Raw genomic sequence first — 14,441 nt, 5'->3', positions numbered from 1 at the left:
CTTTTTATGAAGGAGCGATATACATGATAAAAACCTCTTATTTAGCTTTTTCTGAACAGGCTAAACAACATAAAACAATTCCTGTCATTGAGCAATTTTTTGCGGACGGACTAACGCCAATTCAAATCGTTCATCAACTTAAAGAAGAAGTGAGCTTTTTATTAGAAAGCAATGATGAGGCCTCAATTTGGTCGAATTATTCGTTTATCGGTTTAAATCCACTTTATGAGTTAGTTGAAGAGAATGGTCGATTTATCACCTACTCAAAAAAGAAAGACCCCATCATTAATGCCGAGACATTTGAGGAAGCATATGAAGCGACAATGACCCTTATCGATGTAGCACCCATTGATTTGCCGATCCCTTTTAAAGGTGGGGCAGTCGGATATATGAGCTATGATGCAATTGAAACGATAGAGCCTGTCTTAAAACCAAATACAACCAACATCGCTCCATATTATCAATTTTTATTTTGTGAAACATTAATCGCGTATGATCACGTGCAAAAGCAATTGACGATTATTGTTCATAAGCCGATTGACTCTGAATTAACGTTATCTAATCAATACGAAGAGGCGGTAAGCATATTAAAAAGTATCGTCCTAAAATTAGAACAACCAATTCGAGGTTTATCGATTAAATCCTCTCCTACTTTTGAACAAGAAGTAAGCTTTGAAAAGGTAAAATCAAATTATGATAAAAGTCGTTTTATAAAAGACGTTGAGCGGATTAAAGAGTATATTCGGGCCGGCGATATTTTTCAAGCTGTGTTATCCCAGCGCTTTGAAGTTGATGTTCGTTCATCTGGTTTAGAGATTTACCGGGTTTTACGAATGGTTAACCCATCTCCATATTTATTTTATTTAAAGTTCGATGATTTAGAAATCGTCGGTAGTTCACCTGAACGACTCGTGCAAGTTCAAGACGGCCATGTTGAAATTCATCCGATTGCCGGGACGAGACAACGCGGTCTAAGTCAAGAAGAAGATAGCAGGTTACAAGAGGAGCTATTAGCAGATGAGAAGGAACGGGCTGAACATTATATGCTTGTTGACCTTGCTCGAAATGATGTCGGGCGGATTGCAGAATATGGTTCAGTCCAAACACCTACTTTGTTAGAAATCGGAAAATTTTCGCATGTGATGCACATCGTTTCAAAAGTAACAGGCGAGCTCCGTACAGGTGTTAAACCACTAGATGCTCTCATGGCCTCTTTTCCGGCAGGGACAGTCTCGGGGGCACCGAAAATAAGGGCGATGGAAATTTTGCAAGAGTTGGAGCCTACTAAAAGAGGAATTTATGCTGGAGCAATTGGTTATTTAGGATTTGATGGCAATATTGATTCCTGTATTGCGATTCGAACGCTCATTTTAAAAGACCAAAAAGCTTATGTGCAAGCAGGAGCAGGGATTGTTGCCGACTCAGTGCCGATCAAGGAATATGAAGAAACGCAAAATAAAGCAAAGGCGTTAATAAGGTCGGTACAAATGGCAGAAAAAATGTTTGGCTATGAGGAGGTCAAAGTCGATGCTTAAAAGACACTTAAATGCTTGTTTAAATGGGGAAACTTTATCAGAGACCAGTGCCGAGGAAGTGATGAATGAGATTATGAATGGGCTCGCAACGCCAGCACAAATTGCTAGTTTTATTACAGTTATGAGGTTTAGAGGCGAGACCGTCGATGAGATAACAGGGTTTGCCCGAGCGATGCGTAGCCATTCATTAATGATTCCTTATAATAGCGAACACTTAATTGATACTTGTGGGACAGGTGGAGATTCATTAAGAACGTTTAATATTTCTACAACCGTTGCGCTCGTTTTGTCCTCTTTTGGGATAAAAGTCGCAAAGCATGGTAATCGGGCGGTCTCATCCAAAAGTGGAAGTGCGGATGTGCTTGAACATTTGGGTATTGACATTCAGCGTACACCGGACGAAGCGGCAAAATCATTGGAGAATCATCATCTTTGTTTTTTATTTGCCCCTCTTTACCATCAATCGATGAAACATGCAGTTACACCTCGTAAAGAGTTAGGGTTTCGCACGATTTTTAATATATTAGGACCGCTCACCAATCCAGCTCAAGCGAAGCACCAGTTATTAGGTGTTTATGATGTAAAGATGTTAGATAAAATGGCAGAAGCTTTGCAACGGTTAGGAACAAAACATTCTTTAGTCGTATCAGGTGGAGAAGGGCTTGATGAATGTTCGATTACGACTTTTACCGATGTGGTTGAAATTAAAGGGAATGAACGGATTCGTTATCAAATAACGCCTGAACAATTTGGCTTAACTCGTGGTAAATTAGAGGAGATCCAAGTGCATACGCCTGAAGAAAGTGCGAAGTTAATTCTAGAAGTGTTACAAGGAAAAGCCAATGTTTCATCACAAAATATCGTTTATTTAAATGCTGGTGTCGCCCTTTATGGTGCCGATCAAGTTGCTTCTATTCAAGAAGGGGTAGAGCTCGTGCAAAAAAGAGTGGAAACCGGGGAAGTGTATGAGCATTTTTTACAATTACAAGGTGAAAGAAGGGAATCACAGCATGCTTGAGCAAATTATCGCAACAAAAAAAGAAGAAATTTCCACATTAGTTTTACCAGAACAGGCAGTTGTAACAAACTATTCCTTATATAAAGCATTAAAAAATAAAAATCGTTCGGTTGGTTTAATAGCTGAAGTGAAAAAGGCATCCCCTTCTAAAGGTGTGATCGAGCCCAATTTTGATCCCATCAAAACGGCGATTGGGTATGAAAAAGGCGGAGCTGACGCGATTTCAGTCTTAACTGATATTCAATATTTTCAAGGATCACGAGATTATATTACCGAGATAAAAAAGCATGTTTCGATTCCAGTGATGCGAAAAGACTTTATAATTAGTAAAGCACAAATTGATGAAACGGTTCGTATTGGGGCTGATGCGATGCTCTTAATTGTGGGGACAGTACCGATAAGGGAGCTAAAAGAGCTTTATGAGTATGCTTATCAAAATGGTTTAGAATGCTTAGTGGAAGTCCATGCGAAGGAAGAATTAGAAGAACTCCTTGATGTCTTTACACCAAAAATGATTGGGATTAATAACAGAAATTTAAAAACTTTCAAAACGTCATTAGAACAAACGAAGGAAATGGGTGAAATCGTCCCGAAAGAAAGTCTATTTGTAAGTGAAAGTGGCATTTTAACTAGTGAAGATGTTCAAACGGTTTTACGAGCTGGTGCCAATGGGATTTTGGTCGGAGAGTCTTTAATGCGAGCAGCTAGTCCAGAAATAGGGATTCAGACATTGTTTGGGGGAGAAAAGGTTGAAGCCAACACTTAAATTATGTGGCAACCATTCGCAAAAAGATGTTTTCGTGACATTAAAAAGCAAAGCCGATTATATTGGCTTTGTTTTTGCTAAAAGCAAACGACAAGTGACCATTAACCAAGTATCAGAATGGCTTAACACTTATCAAGACTTGTTAACGCGGAAAAAGATTGTTGCTTTATTTGTGAATGAAACGATTGAGATGATTTTAGAAACGATCGAAAGGTTACCTATTGATGTCATCCAATGCCATGGGAATGAATCTGTGAAAGACATCGCACGCTTAAAAGAAAAAGTAGACATTCCCATTTGGAAAGTGATTCATAGTGGAGAAGGAGCGTTAGCTTATATGGCTGCTTTTTCAGGGCTTGTAGACGGTTTTATTATCGACTGTAAATTTCAAGGTGCTTGGGGTGGAACAGGCCACTCCTTTGATTGGAGCGAAATTCCTGCTTATCAAAAGGAAGCTAAAAAACAAAGGGTCCCGCTTGTGATTGCCGGTGGAATTAACCCCAATAATATCGATGAGTTATTAAGGTTTCAACCAGATGGAATCGATGTATCAAGTGGGATTGAAGAAAATGGAGAGAAATCGAAACGATTAGTGGAGCAACTAGTGGAGAGGATGAATCAGAATGCACACAACATATCCAGATAATAGAGGACGTTTTGGCGATTTTGGCGGCAAGTATGTTCCAGAAACATTAATGAGTGTTATTGAGGAATTGGAAGCCGCATTAGAGGAGGCTATGAATGATCCTCTTTTTTTAGATGAATATCATGATCATTTACGAGAATATGCGGGAAGACCGACTGCTTTGACGTATGCAAAAAATGTCTCAGAAGCATTAGGTGGGGCCAAGATTTATTTAAAAAGAGAAGACCTACTTCATACAGGGGCTCATAAGCTAAATAACGCTATCGGCCAGGCGTTACTCGCAAAAAGGATGGGAAAAACAAAAATTGTTGCCGAAACGGGAGCAGGACAGCACGGCGTAGCTTCTGCAACGATTGCCGCACGATTTGGCTTAGAATGTAAAGTATTTATGGGGGCAGAAGATATGGAAAGACAAGCGTTAAATGTCTTTCGAATGGAGTTACTTGGTGCAGAAGTGATTCCAGCGACCTCGGGTAGTCAAACATTAAAGGATGCGACCAATGAAGCGATTCGTTATTGGGTTGCCAATGCAGAAGATACATTTTATTTAATTGGCTCTGTTGTAGGTCCACACCCTTATCCAAAAATGGTCCGTAATTTTCAACGGATAATCGGGGATGAATCAAGAGAACAAATTTTAAAAAGAGAAGGTAAATTACCGACAGAGATTATTGCTTGTGTAGGTGGTGGGAGCAATGCGATTGGAACTTTTTATCCTTATTTAAACGATGGTTTAAACATGATCGGGGTGGAAGCGGCCGGTCTAGGGGTTGAGACGACTCAACATGCCGCAACGATTACAAAAGGAAAAGCAGGGGTGATTCACGGTTCTTTAACGTATTTACTTCAGGATGAGCATGGACAAATCATTGAGCCCTATTCGATTTCAGCGGGACTCGACTATCCAGGAGTTGGTCCGGAGCATGCTTATTTAGCGAAAAGTGGACTTGTCGATTACGAAGCGGTCACGGATCAAGAAGCTTTGAATGCCTTGAAATATTTATCGGAAAAAGAAGGGATTATCCCTGCGATTGAAAGCGCTCATGCATTAGCCAAAGCGTTTGAACGGGCCCCGTTATTAACAAAAGACGATGTCATTTTAGTATGCTTATCAGGTCGAGGTGACAAGGATGTCCATACGTTACAGAAATACTTCAGAGGTGAAAATCATGAAAACAAAAGTGAATAATAGAATTGAAGAAATCACCAAAAAACATGAGAAACTTTTTATTCCATTTATTACAGCTGGCGATCCGACGGCTGAAGCGACGATCGAAATTGCTTTAGCTTTAGAAGAAGCTGGAGCGAGTATACTGGAGTTAGGGATTCCTTATTCGGATCCATTAGCAGATGGGCCGACAATTCAAGCTGCTTCCAAACGAGCATTAGCAAGTGGGATGACATTAGAAAAAGCGATGTATCTAGTGCCTATTATGAGAAAAAAGGGCCTGACGATCCCTGTCGTTATTTTCACTTACTATAACCCTGTTTTACAATACGGTGTGGAACACTTTGTAAAAAAAGCTAAAGAGTTGGAAATCGACGGATTACTCGTTCCAGATTTACCAATTGAAGAAAGTGAAGAGCTTTCGTTATTATGTGCCGCTAACGGATTATCGCTCATTTCATTAGTTGCTCCTACATCAAAACAACGAATCGAGAAAATCGCCGAGCAAGCACAAGGTTTTCTTTATTGCGTCTCTTCTTTAGGGGTAACAGGTGCAAGAGAAGAAATTGATCCTCGTGTCTACGATTTTTTACAAACGGTCAAAGCGGTGAGTGAGATTCCGATTGCGGTTGGTTTTGGAATTTCAAATGCAAAACAAGTCAGCTTAATGAATCAATATTCGGATGGAGTTGTTGTTGGAAGTGCACTTGTGAGCGAAATTGAAAAGTTAGAACAATCACTAAAAAGTGAAAAATTCAGAAAAGATGCCCTAATTTCATTAAAAACATTTGTCACATCTCTCATTTCATCGTAACATAGAGGATAGATACTTTCACAAGTTGAGGTGCTAAAGACTAATGCAAATAAAAGGACAATTATTAGGTCTTCCAAGTTATCAACCAGGAAAACCGATAGAAGAAGTAAAAAAAGAGCTTGGCTTAGAGCGAGTAATTAAGCTAGCTTCAAATGAAAATCCATATGGCGCATCACAGAAGGCTAAAAAAGCGATTCAAGATGCGTTAGAAAGTTTAGCGGTTTATCCGGATGGTTACGCTGCTGTGGTTAGAGAAAAAGTGGCTCGTTTTTTAAATGTACGAAAAGAGCAATTGATTTTTGGTAATGGTTCAGATGAAGTGATTCAATTTTTATGTAGGGCCCTTTTAACTTCTGAATCTAACACGGTGACAGCAGCTCCAACCTTTTCCCAATATAAACTGAATGCAACGATTGAAGGAGCGGAAATTAAAGAAGTTCCTTTAATAGACGGGGTCCATGATCTAGAGGGGATGCTTTCGGCAATTGATGAAAAGACAAAAATGGTTTGGGTCTGTAATCCAAATAATCCAACAGGTACGTATGTCGGAGAAGACCGTTTTTTACAATTTTTGAAACAAGTTCCAAAAGATGTTCTCGTCGTTTCGGATGAAGCTTATGTTGAATATGTTGATGCGGTTGATTATCCAGATACGATTCCTTTATTAGAACAGTATCCAAATTTAGTCGTGTTAAGAACGTTTTCGAAAGCTTATGGCTTAGCTTCATTACGAATCGGCTACGGTGTCGCAAATGAACAATTTATTCGTTCATTAGACCCAGTTAGGCCACCTTTTAATAATACAAATCTTGCTCACGTAGCAGCAAGTGCAGCGATTGATGATCAAGCGTTTATTATGAGTTGTGCCGAGAAAAATAGATTAGAAATGGCAAAATTCGTCGCTTTTTGCGAACGGAATGGGCTCTCCTATTTCCCTTCACAAACGAATTTTCTTCTCGTTGACTTTAAACGGAAAGGGAATGATGTCTTTGACTTTCTGTTAAGGCAAGGGATTATTGTTCGCTCAGGTGAAGCGCTCGGTTATCCAAGCTATGCTAGAATTACGATTGGAACAGCGGAAGAAAACGAGCATTTATTTTCTGCTTTAGAGAAGTTATTGCAATCGTCAGTAGCTACGGTGAACTAAGTTTTAGATGAAAAACGTCTTTCATCTTTATGGATGAAGGACGTTTTCTGCTTGTTTGATTATAGAGAGAAATTAGGAGCATTTATTAGGGTGGAGAGGAGAACATCATGAAAAAGAACGTGTTTATTATCGGTTTAGGTTTAATTGGTGGTTCAATTGCCTTGGCGATAAAAAAAGAACATAATTGTACGATTTACGGTTTTGATATCCAAGCGGAACAGCTAAAAATCGCCAAATCATTAAAAGTAATTGACCAAATTAGTGATTCGATTGAAGCAGGGGTAAAGGAAGCTGACTTAATTATTATCGCCACACCGGTCTCGAAAACAGAACAAATTTTTGAGGAAATGAGTCAATATACATTTAAAGCTGGTGCGATTATGACCGATGTAGGAAGTACAAAATCTCGTATCGTTGAAAAATCAGCGGCTTTGTTAGGAAGCAATGTCACGTTTATTGGTGGCCATCCAATGGCAGGCTCACATAAAACAGGAGTAGAGGCGGCAAAAGCTCATTTATTTGAAAACGCCTTTTACGTTTTAACCCCTACGGAAACAACGGATAATCGTGCGATGATCCAATTACAAAATTGGTTAAAAGGAACGAAGGCGAAATTTGTAAACTTGGCTCCAGGAGAACATGATGCTTTGGCTGGAGCGATTAGTCATTTTCCGCATGTGATCGCAACAAGCCTTGTACATCAAGTGCGGAAACTTGAGTCGGAAGAGCCTTTGCTTTCTAGGCTTGCAGCTGGTGGTTTTCGAGATATTACTCGGATTGCCTCGGCTAGTCCTATCATGTGGCGGGATATTTTTATTCATAATAAAGCAGTCTTATTAGAGTTAATTTCTAATTGGATTAATGAAATGGAAGATGTCAAACAGTTGTTAGAAACTGAGGATAAAGAAACTATTTATCAATATTTTTATGAGGCGAAAGCTTTCCGTGATCGAATGCCTGTCCGTGAAAAAGGAGCGATCCCTTCCTTTTACGATTTATTTGTTGATGTTCCAGACCACCCAGGTGTCATTTCTGATGTAACGAGCATTTTAGCTGATCACGAAATTAGCATAACGAATATTCGGATTTTAGAAACGCGAGAAGATATTATGGGGGTTTTACGTTTAAGCTTTCGTTCAGAAGAAGATCGTGAGCTTGCGAAAGATTGTCTAGAACAAGCCCTTTATGAGACATCGATTTTGTAAATGAAGGAGAGAGAAAAATGGCGACAAAAACAGTAACGAAAATAAATAAAGGTTTAAAAGGAAGCGTGAAAATCCCTGGTGATAAATCAATCTCTCATCGAGCGATTATGTTCGGCGCCGTAGCAGAGGGGAAAACGACGGTTGAAGGTTTTTTGGCAGGGGAGGATTGTCTAAGCACGATTGATTGTTTCCGAAAAATGGGTGTCGAAATCGAACAAAACGGAGAAGATGTTATCATCGAAGGAAAAGGTTGGGGTGGTTTAGAAGAACCGAGCGAAATTTTGGATGTTGGCAATTCAGGAACAACAACAAGATTAATGCTTGGAATTTTAGCGACTAGACCGTTTCATTCGGTATTAATCGGCGATGATTCAATCGCGAAAAGGCCGATGGCTCGTGTGACGAACCCATTAAAACAATTTGGAGCCGACATTGCGGGGCGTGACAATGGCAATTATACACCACTTTCCGTGCGAGGCGGTGGGACAAAAGGAATTGACTTCCATTCACCTGTTGCAAGTGCACAAGTGAAATCAGCTGTGTTACTTGCTGGTTTACAAAGTGAAGGTACAACAAGTGTTACAGAGCCTGCCTTAACAAGAGACCATACAGAACGGATGTTAGAGGCTTATGGTGTGGAAGTTCAGCGTGACGGATTAACAGTTACTGTAAAAGGTGGGCAAACGTTAAAGGCAAGACATATCGAAGTTCCAGGAGATATATCATCTGCTGCATTCTTTTTAGCTGCGGGAGCGATTGTGCCTCATAGTGAAATTACTTTGGAGGGAGTTGGAATCAATCCGACACGCGCGGGAATTATCGATGTCTTGATTGAAATGGGAGCAGACCTATCACTTATTAATGAACGAATGGTCGGTGGGGAGCCGATGGCTGATCTCATTGTGAAGACCTCTTCTTTAAAAGGAGTTGAAATCGCTGGTAATATGATCCCACGCTTAATCGATGAAATTCCAGTTATAGCCGTGTTAGCCACACAAGCAGAAGGAAAAACGATTATTAAAGACGCTGAAGAGTTAAAAGTAAAAGAAACAAACCGAATTGATACGGTTGTAAGTGAATTGAAAAAATTAGGAGCAAACATAACCGCCACTGATGATGGGATGATTATTGAAGGGAAAACATCACTCTCAGGTGGCCAAGTTCAAAGCTATGGTGATCACCGAATTGGAATGGCGATGGCGATAGCTGGACTAATCGCAACAGATGAAGTTGTGATTGAACGAACAGAAGCGATTGCCGTGTCCTATCCTAACTTTTTTGAACATGTCGAGCAATTAAAAAACTAAACGATGAAGAAAAGCTGTCTCTTGGGGCAGCTTTTTTATGTGGGAGGAAAAGTAAGGTCGCAGAGGTGAGGAGATCCCGTCAATGAAGCCAAAAGAGAGCGAATGAAAGCTAGAAAGGGAATCATAGGCCGGCAATGAAGCCGAAAGAGAACGAATGGGAGCTAGTAAGGGAATCAAAGGCCGTCAATGAAGCCACAAGAGAACGCACGAAAGCCGAAAAGGGAATCAAATACGGCGTTGCATGATTAAATTAGCTTTTATATTTTATGAAGTTCCTCGTTATAACAAAAAAAGACCTAATTCGATATATGCGGTAAGCGCTTTCAAATTAGGTTTTAGCAATTAGCTAAAAGATATATTGTATGGATAGGAGTGGAGAGAAACCATACGCTTAATTTCATTATAGCGCTTACATTGGAAGTGTCAACAAAAAGAATCAAAAATTCTAACTTTTTTATGTTCTGTTTTCTAAATTAAAACATAGCTTGTCTATAAACGGTCTATAAAAGGTCGAGCAGGAGGCGGGAACATGTATTTAATTGAGCAAGTTACAGAACAGTCCGGCAATCAATTAAAAGATCGGGTCTACTTAATTGACAATGGAAAAATTAAATTTGTGAATCGTGATTTTGCGAAATGGAATCAACGGAGAATGAATATGAGTGGATTGACTTTAAAAGGAGGTTTAGTTGTCAGTGAAGAACAACTGCTTGAAACAACGGATAGTTTAACTTTTTTTCAGAGGCAGGAGCAATTAGTGAATATTGGTTGTACGACGGCCGTTGTTTTTGCAAAACTTCCCTATGAATCCCGTCTTGAACAAGTATATAAGACGAGTATGAAAAAAATGGAGTTCGCTTCTATTGATTATGTACTCGGTTTAGAAATCTCTCTCCAGCTCCTTCGTCCATCCGTTATTTTAACGTGTAAAAGAAAACAAATCCCGGCCTTAAAAGTCGTGATTAAAGATGGAGACGATCCTTCCACACTTGCTTGGCTTTATATTGCTCAAGTTCAAAGAAACTATCGTGTCGTTTTAATGCCACATTTTGTCTCTAAAAATGAAAAAGAACGTGCGTGGCAACAGATGGTTTGGCGAAATGAAACGGAAAAATACGCGATTGCTGAACATTTATATATAACAGAAGAGAAGGAATGGTCAAAGTGTGCACTTCAAAAAATCGGATTGTACCCAGAAAAAGGCATTTTAATGGTCGGTAGTGACTTAGATTATTTTTTATATGAGAGCAAGGAAAACCAATTAGTTGAAGATATCGAAAATCTCGATTATCATTATAAGAAACCAAGTATTGTCGTATTAAGAGGACAATTATTAAAAATAAATGAACAGTTTTTGAGCAGACCAGGTTATGGTAGAGCGATTTATATTAAAATGCCTGGCCGATTATTGGCATTAGGCTCTTCATAAGGAAGGTCTGAACACTGTTTGTTGGGGGCTTATAAATGAAAGAGATTCAACAAGGACTAACTTTTATTGAAGAGGGAAAAATAGAAGATGGTTTAAAAAAAATAAATCAAGCTAAAGAAACGGCAAACCACGACCAGTTGTTTACAATTGCTGAAATCTATTATGAACTCGGTCATTTACAAGAGGCAAAGAAGATTTTAGAGGAATTAATGGCCCTCTATCCTGATGAAGGGAACGTCCTCATCCAATTAGCTGAAATTTTAATTGATCTTGATGAGGAAGATGAAGCAATTGAATATTTACTTGATATTAAAGAGAACGATCCCACGTTTCTTCAAGCGCAATTATTATTAGCTGATTTGTATCAAATGCAAGCTTTAGATGAAGTGGCCGAACAGAAATTATTAACAGCTGCCAAAAAAGCACCAGATGAGGTGATTATCTCTTATGGACTGGGTGATTTTTATTTAGGACGTGGCGATTATCAAAAAAGTATTCCCCATTTAAAACGGGCCGTTCATAAAAAAGAAGAGCTACCTGGAATGCATATTGAATTAAAGTTAGCTGAAGCTTATAGTGCAGGCGGACAATTTGAAGAAGCTTTGCAATATTATAAAGAAGGATTAAAGGATTATTTTGAACCTCACGCTTTATTTGGGTACGGTTTTACGGCTTACCAAGTGGGCGATATGGGCCTTGCGATTGAACAGCTTGAGGCACTAAAAGCACTTGACCCAGATTTTACGTCACTTTACCCTTATTTAGCGAGAGCATTTGAAGCTGAGCAAAGGTTTGATGAGGCAATGGATGCTTTAAAAGCGGGAATGACTGTTGATGATTATAATGATCAGCTTTATTTGCTTGCTGGGAAACTAAGCTTCAAACGTCAAAATCCAGATGAGGCGGTCCAATTTTTACAACAAGCGATTGCGATTAACCCGTCTAATTTAGAAGCGATTCAAACATTAGCGGCTTTTTATAAAGATCAAGAGTTATTTGAAGAGTTGTTAGAGTTATTGAGTCATGTCGAAGGATTAGGGGAAGGGGGAGACCCTCTATTAACTTGGTATGAGGCTAATGCTCTGAATCACGATGAACAATTTGAGACAGCCGCTGTTAAATATCAAGAAGTTCGAGAACACTTTAAAGAGGACCCAGACTTCTTAGAAGAATATGCTTACTTCTTATTAGAAAATGGTGAAAGAGAAAACGCGATTGTTTATTTCAAAAGCTTGTTACAATATGCACCTAGTCGAGAAGACGTCCGTGAATTACTTTTAAATTTGGAGAATTAATCTTTTTCAAAAAAACTTCCTTAGAAAAGAAGGGAGTAACGGCTTTTAAAGAGAAATAGTATGGTATCAAAATCCTCACCAAAAATACTTCTCTGGTGAAAAAGTCGTTTGATTTTTGTGAAGGAGGGCAAAAGCATGAGTAGCATTGTTCCGGTCGTTGAGAAAAAAGATTTTTTGCGAAATTTTTTGAAACAATTTGATCTGAAAAGAAGAGAATGTGCCTGGCTGTTAAATTATTTAATGAGTGATGATGATTTGATGGAGAAAGTTCATTTTGTTGAATATGCAGACAATGCACCAAAGTCCTTAATCATTTCAGCAAATGGGGTTGATAAGCCACCTTTTTCCTTCCATAAGTTTAATCATATAACAACAGATGCTGAAAAGGCTTTTCACGATATTCGCTTAAATCAAACAGAAGATATTTATATTGAACTCCATTTTTTAGGGGCGAGAACATATCCACCATACTTAGCTGTTCTTGAAGATAATCCGTACTTACCGGAAAGTAAAGAACGGATGCAATTGGCAGAACAGCATGCAGAAAAAATCTTATCAATATCGCTTATTACATTTAAAAAACAGCAACTTTTAGATAAAATTGATCAAGCTTTAGATAGCCGTGATGAAAAGCAATTTCAAATCTTATCAAAGCAACTAAAAGAATTAAATGAAATGTAAAAAAGCTAAATTATCTACTAGACGACATACTAAAAACTACCTTATCAGTTTTAGATAACTTATAGGGTAGTTTTTTTGCAATGATAATGGAAGGAGAGTGCTTAGACAGAGGAGAATGAGCTTGGATGATTCGTGATTTCTTAAAGTAAACGCTGGCGACTTTTGGACGCAAAAACCACTTTTTGAACGTCTAATAATGCTTGTCACAAAATTGTCATATTGCATAAGCTCCTTTTTGCGTGGGAAAGCTTTAAGTATACTGTTCATTTGTGTTTCATTTTGCTAGGATAAAGGGGAAAGGGTGATGATTATGAAATGGCAAGTGAAGGAAATGGACAAATTCTTGCAAGCAAAGGAATATGTAGACACAGCATTTTTGCCGCTTATTCCGGTTTCTGGTCATAATCAATTGAAAACAATTGTTTCAATGGGTGAATTTATTACGATTATGACGAATGAGCTTGAGAGGCAGTTCCAAGGTAGGGCTGTATTATTTCCGGCTTTTACATATTTAAAATCAGAAAAGGAAAGTGAACGTGAACAGCGCTTACAAGCTTGGATAAGCGACTTGCAAGAAGGAGAAATGAAACATATATTTCTACTAACTTCAGATGCTGAATGGAAAATGAATGAGGAATCACTTAATGCTAGTTTAATTTGGTTGCCAACCATCCCGCTAGAACATATGGATTTAACGAATAAACAACAAGTTATTGCGGAACAAATAAAACAACTTGTCCCTTTATTGACGAATAAGTGGCAAAATCTTTAACGCTCCAAAAATGCCTTTTGGAAAGTCTGTGAAACAATTGACACTGTTTGTCCATTAAGCTATTATGGGATATGTCCTAGTATAATCTGTGTTGAATTATGTCCTTTTATAGGAATACCTTATTGAGTAGGGGGGGAAAACAAGTGAGTGAGAAAGAACACAAAGTATCAAGACGTCAATTTTTAACGTACACGCTTACAGGAGTAGGTGGCTTTATGGCGGCTGGTATGTTAATGCCAATGGCACGTTTCGCCATTGATCCAGCATTAAAAGCCGGAGCAGCTTCGGATTGGGTAGCTGTCTGTGATTTGTCTGAGTTAACAGAGGAACCACAATTATTCCCGTTTACTTTTAAACAAGAGGATGCCTGGTATACGTCAGAGGTTACTCAAAATGCCTATGTGATGTTACAAGGTGATGAAGTAGTTGCACTTTCACCAACATGTACGCATCTTGGTTGTCAAGTGGCTTTTGGTACAAACGACCAACACCCTGATCGTTTTTATTGTCCATGTCATTTCGGAATGTTTGATAAACAAGGGATCAACATTCAAGGTACGCCGCCAACACGACCACTTGATGCTTTTGAAGTACAAGTAGAAGATGGAAAAGTTTATTTAGGTTCCATTTATCAACGAACAGAAGGAGGGGCGTAATC

Annotated in this window: 14 protein-coding genes; all 14 read left to right on the top strand. The window is 38.8% G+C overall.

Features of this window, described 5'->3' with window-relative positions; translation table 11 throughout:
• The first annotated feature begins 23 nt into the window (after window positions 1-23).
• The 14 genes from trpE to BALCAV_RS00270 all read left to right on the top strand — a co-directional run bounded on the left by trpE (window position 24) and on the right by BALCAV_RS00270 (window position 14,439).
• Window positions 24-1,535: an anthranilate synthase component I gene (gene trpE, locus BALCAV_RS00335; protein WP_003323160.1), complete on the top strand. Its 1,512-nt coding sequence runs from the start codon at window positions 24-26 to the stop codon at window positions 1,533-1,535.
• Complete coding sequence (gene trpD / locus BALCAV_RS00330) at window positions 1,528-2,553, top strand: anthranilate phosphoribosyltransferase (protein ID WP_003323159.1); 1,026 nt, start codon at window positions 1,528-1,530, stop codon at window positions 2,551-2,553. Before trpE ends, trpD begins: the two co-directional genes overlap by 8 nt.
• On the top strand, window positions 2,546-3,319 hold the full coding sequence (trpC, locus tag BALCAV_RS00325; protein WP_003323158.1) for an indole-3-glycerol phosphate synthase TrpC: 774 nt from the start codon (window positions 2,546-2,548) through the stop codon (window positions 3,317-3,319). Before trpD ends, trpC begins: the two co-directional genes overlap by 8 nt.
• Entirely contained in the window at window positions 3,303-3,965 is a 663-nt protein-coding gene (locus BALCAV_RS00320) for a phosphoribosylanthranilate isomerase (RefSeq protein WP_003323156.1), read from the top strand. Before trpC ends, BALCAV_RS00320 begins: the two co-directional genes overlap by 17 nt.
• Entirely contained in the window at window positions 3,943-5,154 is a 1,212-nt protein-coding gene (gene trpB, locus BALCAV_RS00315) for a tryptophan synthase subunit beta (RefSeq protein WP_003323155.1), read from the top strand. The genes BALCAV_RS00320 and trpB overlap by 23 nt, the downstream gene beginning before the upstream one ends.
• A complete protein-coding gene (gene trpA, locus BALCAV_RS00310; protein WP_003323154.1) occupies window positions 5,135-5,947 on the top strand; it encodes a tryptophan synthase subunit alpha in 813 nt (270 codons plus the stop codon). The genes trpB and trpA overlap by 20 nt, the downstream gene beginning before the upstream one ends.
• Before the next feature lie 43 nt (window positions 5,948-5,990).
• Entirely contained in the window at window positions 5,991-7,094 is a 1,104-nt protein-coding gene (hisC, locus tag BALCAV_RS00305; protein ID WP_003323153.1) for a histidinol-phosphate transaminase, read from the top strand.
• A gap of 107 nt (window positions 7,095-7,201) precedes the next feature.
• Window positions 7,202-8,299, top strand: a complete 1,098-nt coding sequence (locus tag BALCAV_RS00300; protein ID WP_003323152.1) for a prephenate dehydrogenase — start codon at window positions 7,202-7,204, stop codon at window positions 8,297-8,299.
• Window positions 8,300-8,316: 17 nt separating this feature from the next.
• Entirely contained in the window at window positions 8,317-9,606 is a 1,290-nt protein-coding gene (gene aroA / locus BALCAV_RS00295) for a 3-phosphoshikimate 1-carboxyvinyltransferase (RefSeq protein WP_003323151.1), read from the top strand.
• Window positions 9,607-10,135: 529 nt separating this feature from the next.
• On the top strand, window positions 10,136-11,035 hold the full coding sequence (locus BALCAV_RS00290; RefSeq protein ID WP_003323150.1) for a hypothetical protein: 900 nt from the start codon (window positions 10,136-10,138) through the stop codon (window positions 11,033-11,035).
• Between the two features lie 35 nt (window positions 11,036-11,070).
• On the top strand, window positions 11,071-12,330 hold the full coding sequence (locus BALCAV_RS00285) for a tetratricopeptide repeat protein (protein ID WP_003323149.1): 1,260 nt from the start codon (window positions 11,071-11,073) through the stop codon (window positions 12,328-12,330).
• Between the two features lie 135 nt (window positions 12,331-12,465).
• Window positions 12,466-13,011 (top strand): ReoY family proteolytic degradation factor, encoded by a 546-nt coding sequence (locus tag BALCAV_RS00280; RefSeq protein ID WP_003323148.1) that lies wholly within the window; start codon window positions 12,466-12,468, stop codon window positions 13,009-13,011.
• A 304-nt stretch (window positions 13,012-13,315) separates the two neighbouring features.
• Window positions 13,316-13,783 carry a YpiF family protein gene (locus tag BALCAV_RS00275; RefSeq protein ID WP_003323147.1) on the top strand — a complete coding sequence of 156 codons (468 nt, stop codon included), beginning with the start codon at window positions 13,316-13,318 and terminating at the stop codon, window positions 13,781-13,783.
• A gap of 143 nt (window positions 13,784-13,926) precedes the next feature.
• On the top strand, window positions 13,927-14,439 hold the full coding sequence (locus BALCAV_RS00270; protein WP_003323145.1) for a QcrA and Rieske domain-containing protein: 513 nt from the start codon (window positions 13,927-13,929) through the stop codon (window positions 14,437-14,439).
• The last annotated feature ends 2 nt before the right edge of the window (window positions 14,440-14,441 follow it).

This window comes from Alkalihalobacillus alcalophilus ATCC 27647 = CGMCC 1.3604 (genome assembly GCF_000292245.2).
Lineage (GTDB): Bacteria > Bacillota > Bacilli > Bacillales > Bacillaceae_D > Alkalihalobacillus > Alkalihalobacillus alcalophilus.
This window is presented reverse-complemented; position numbering and strand designations above follow the sequence as displayed.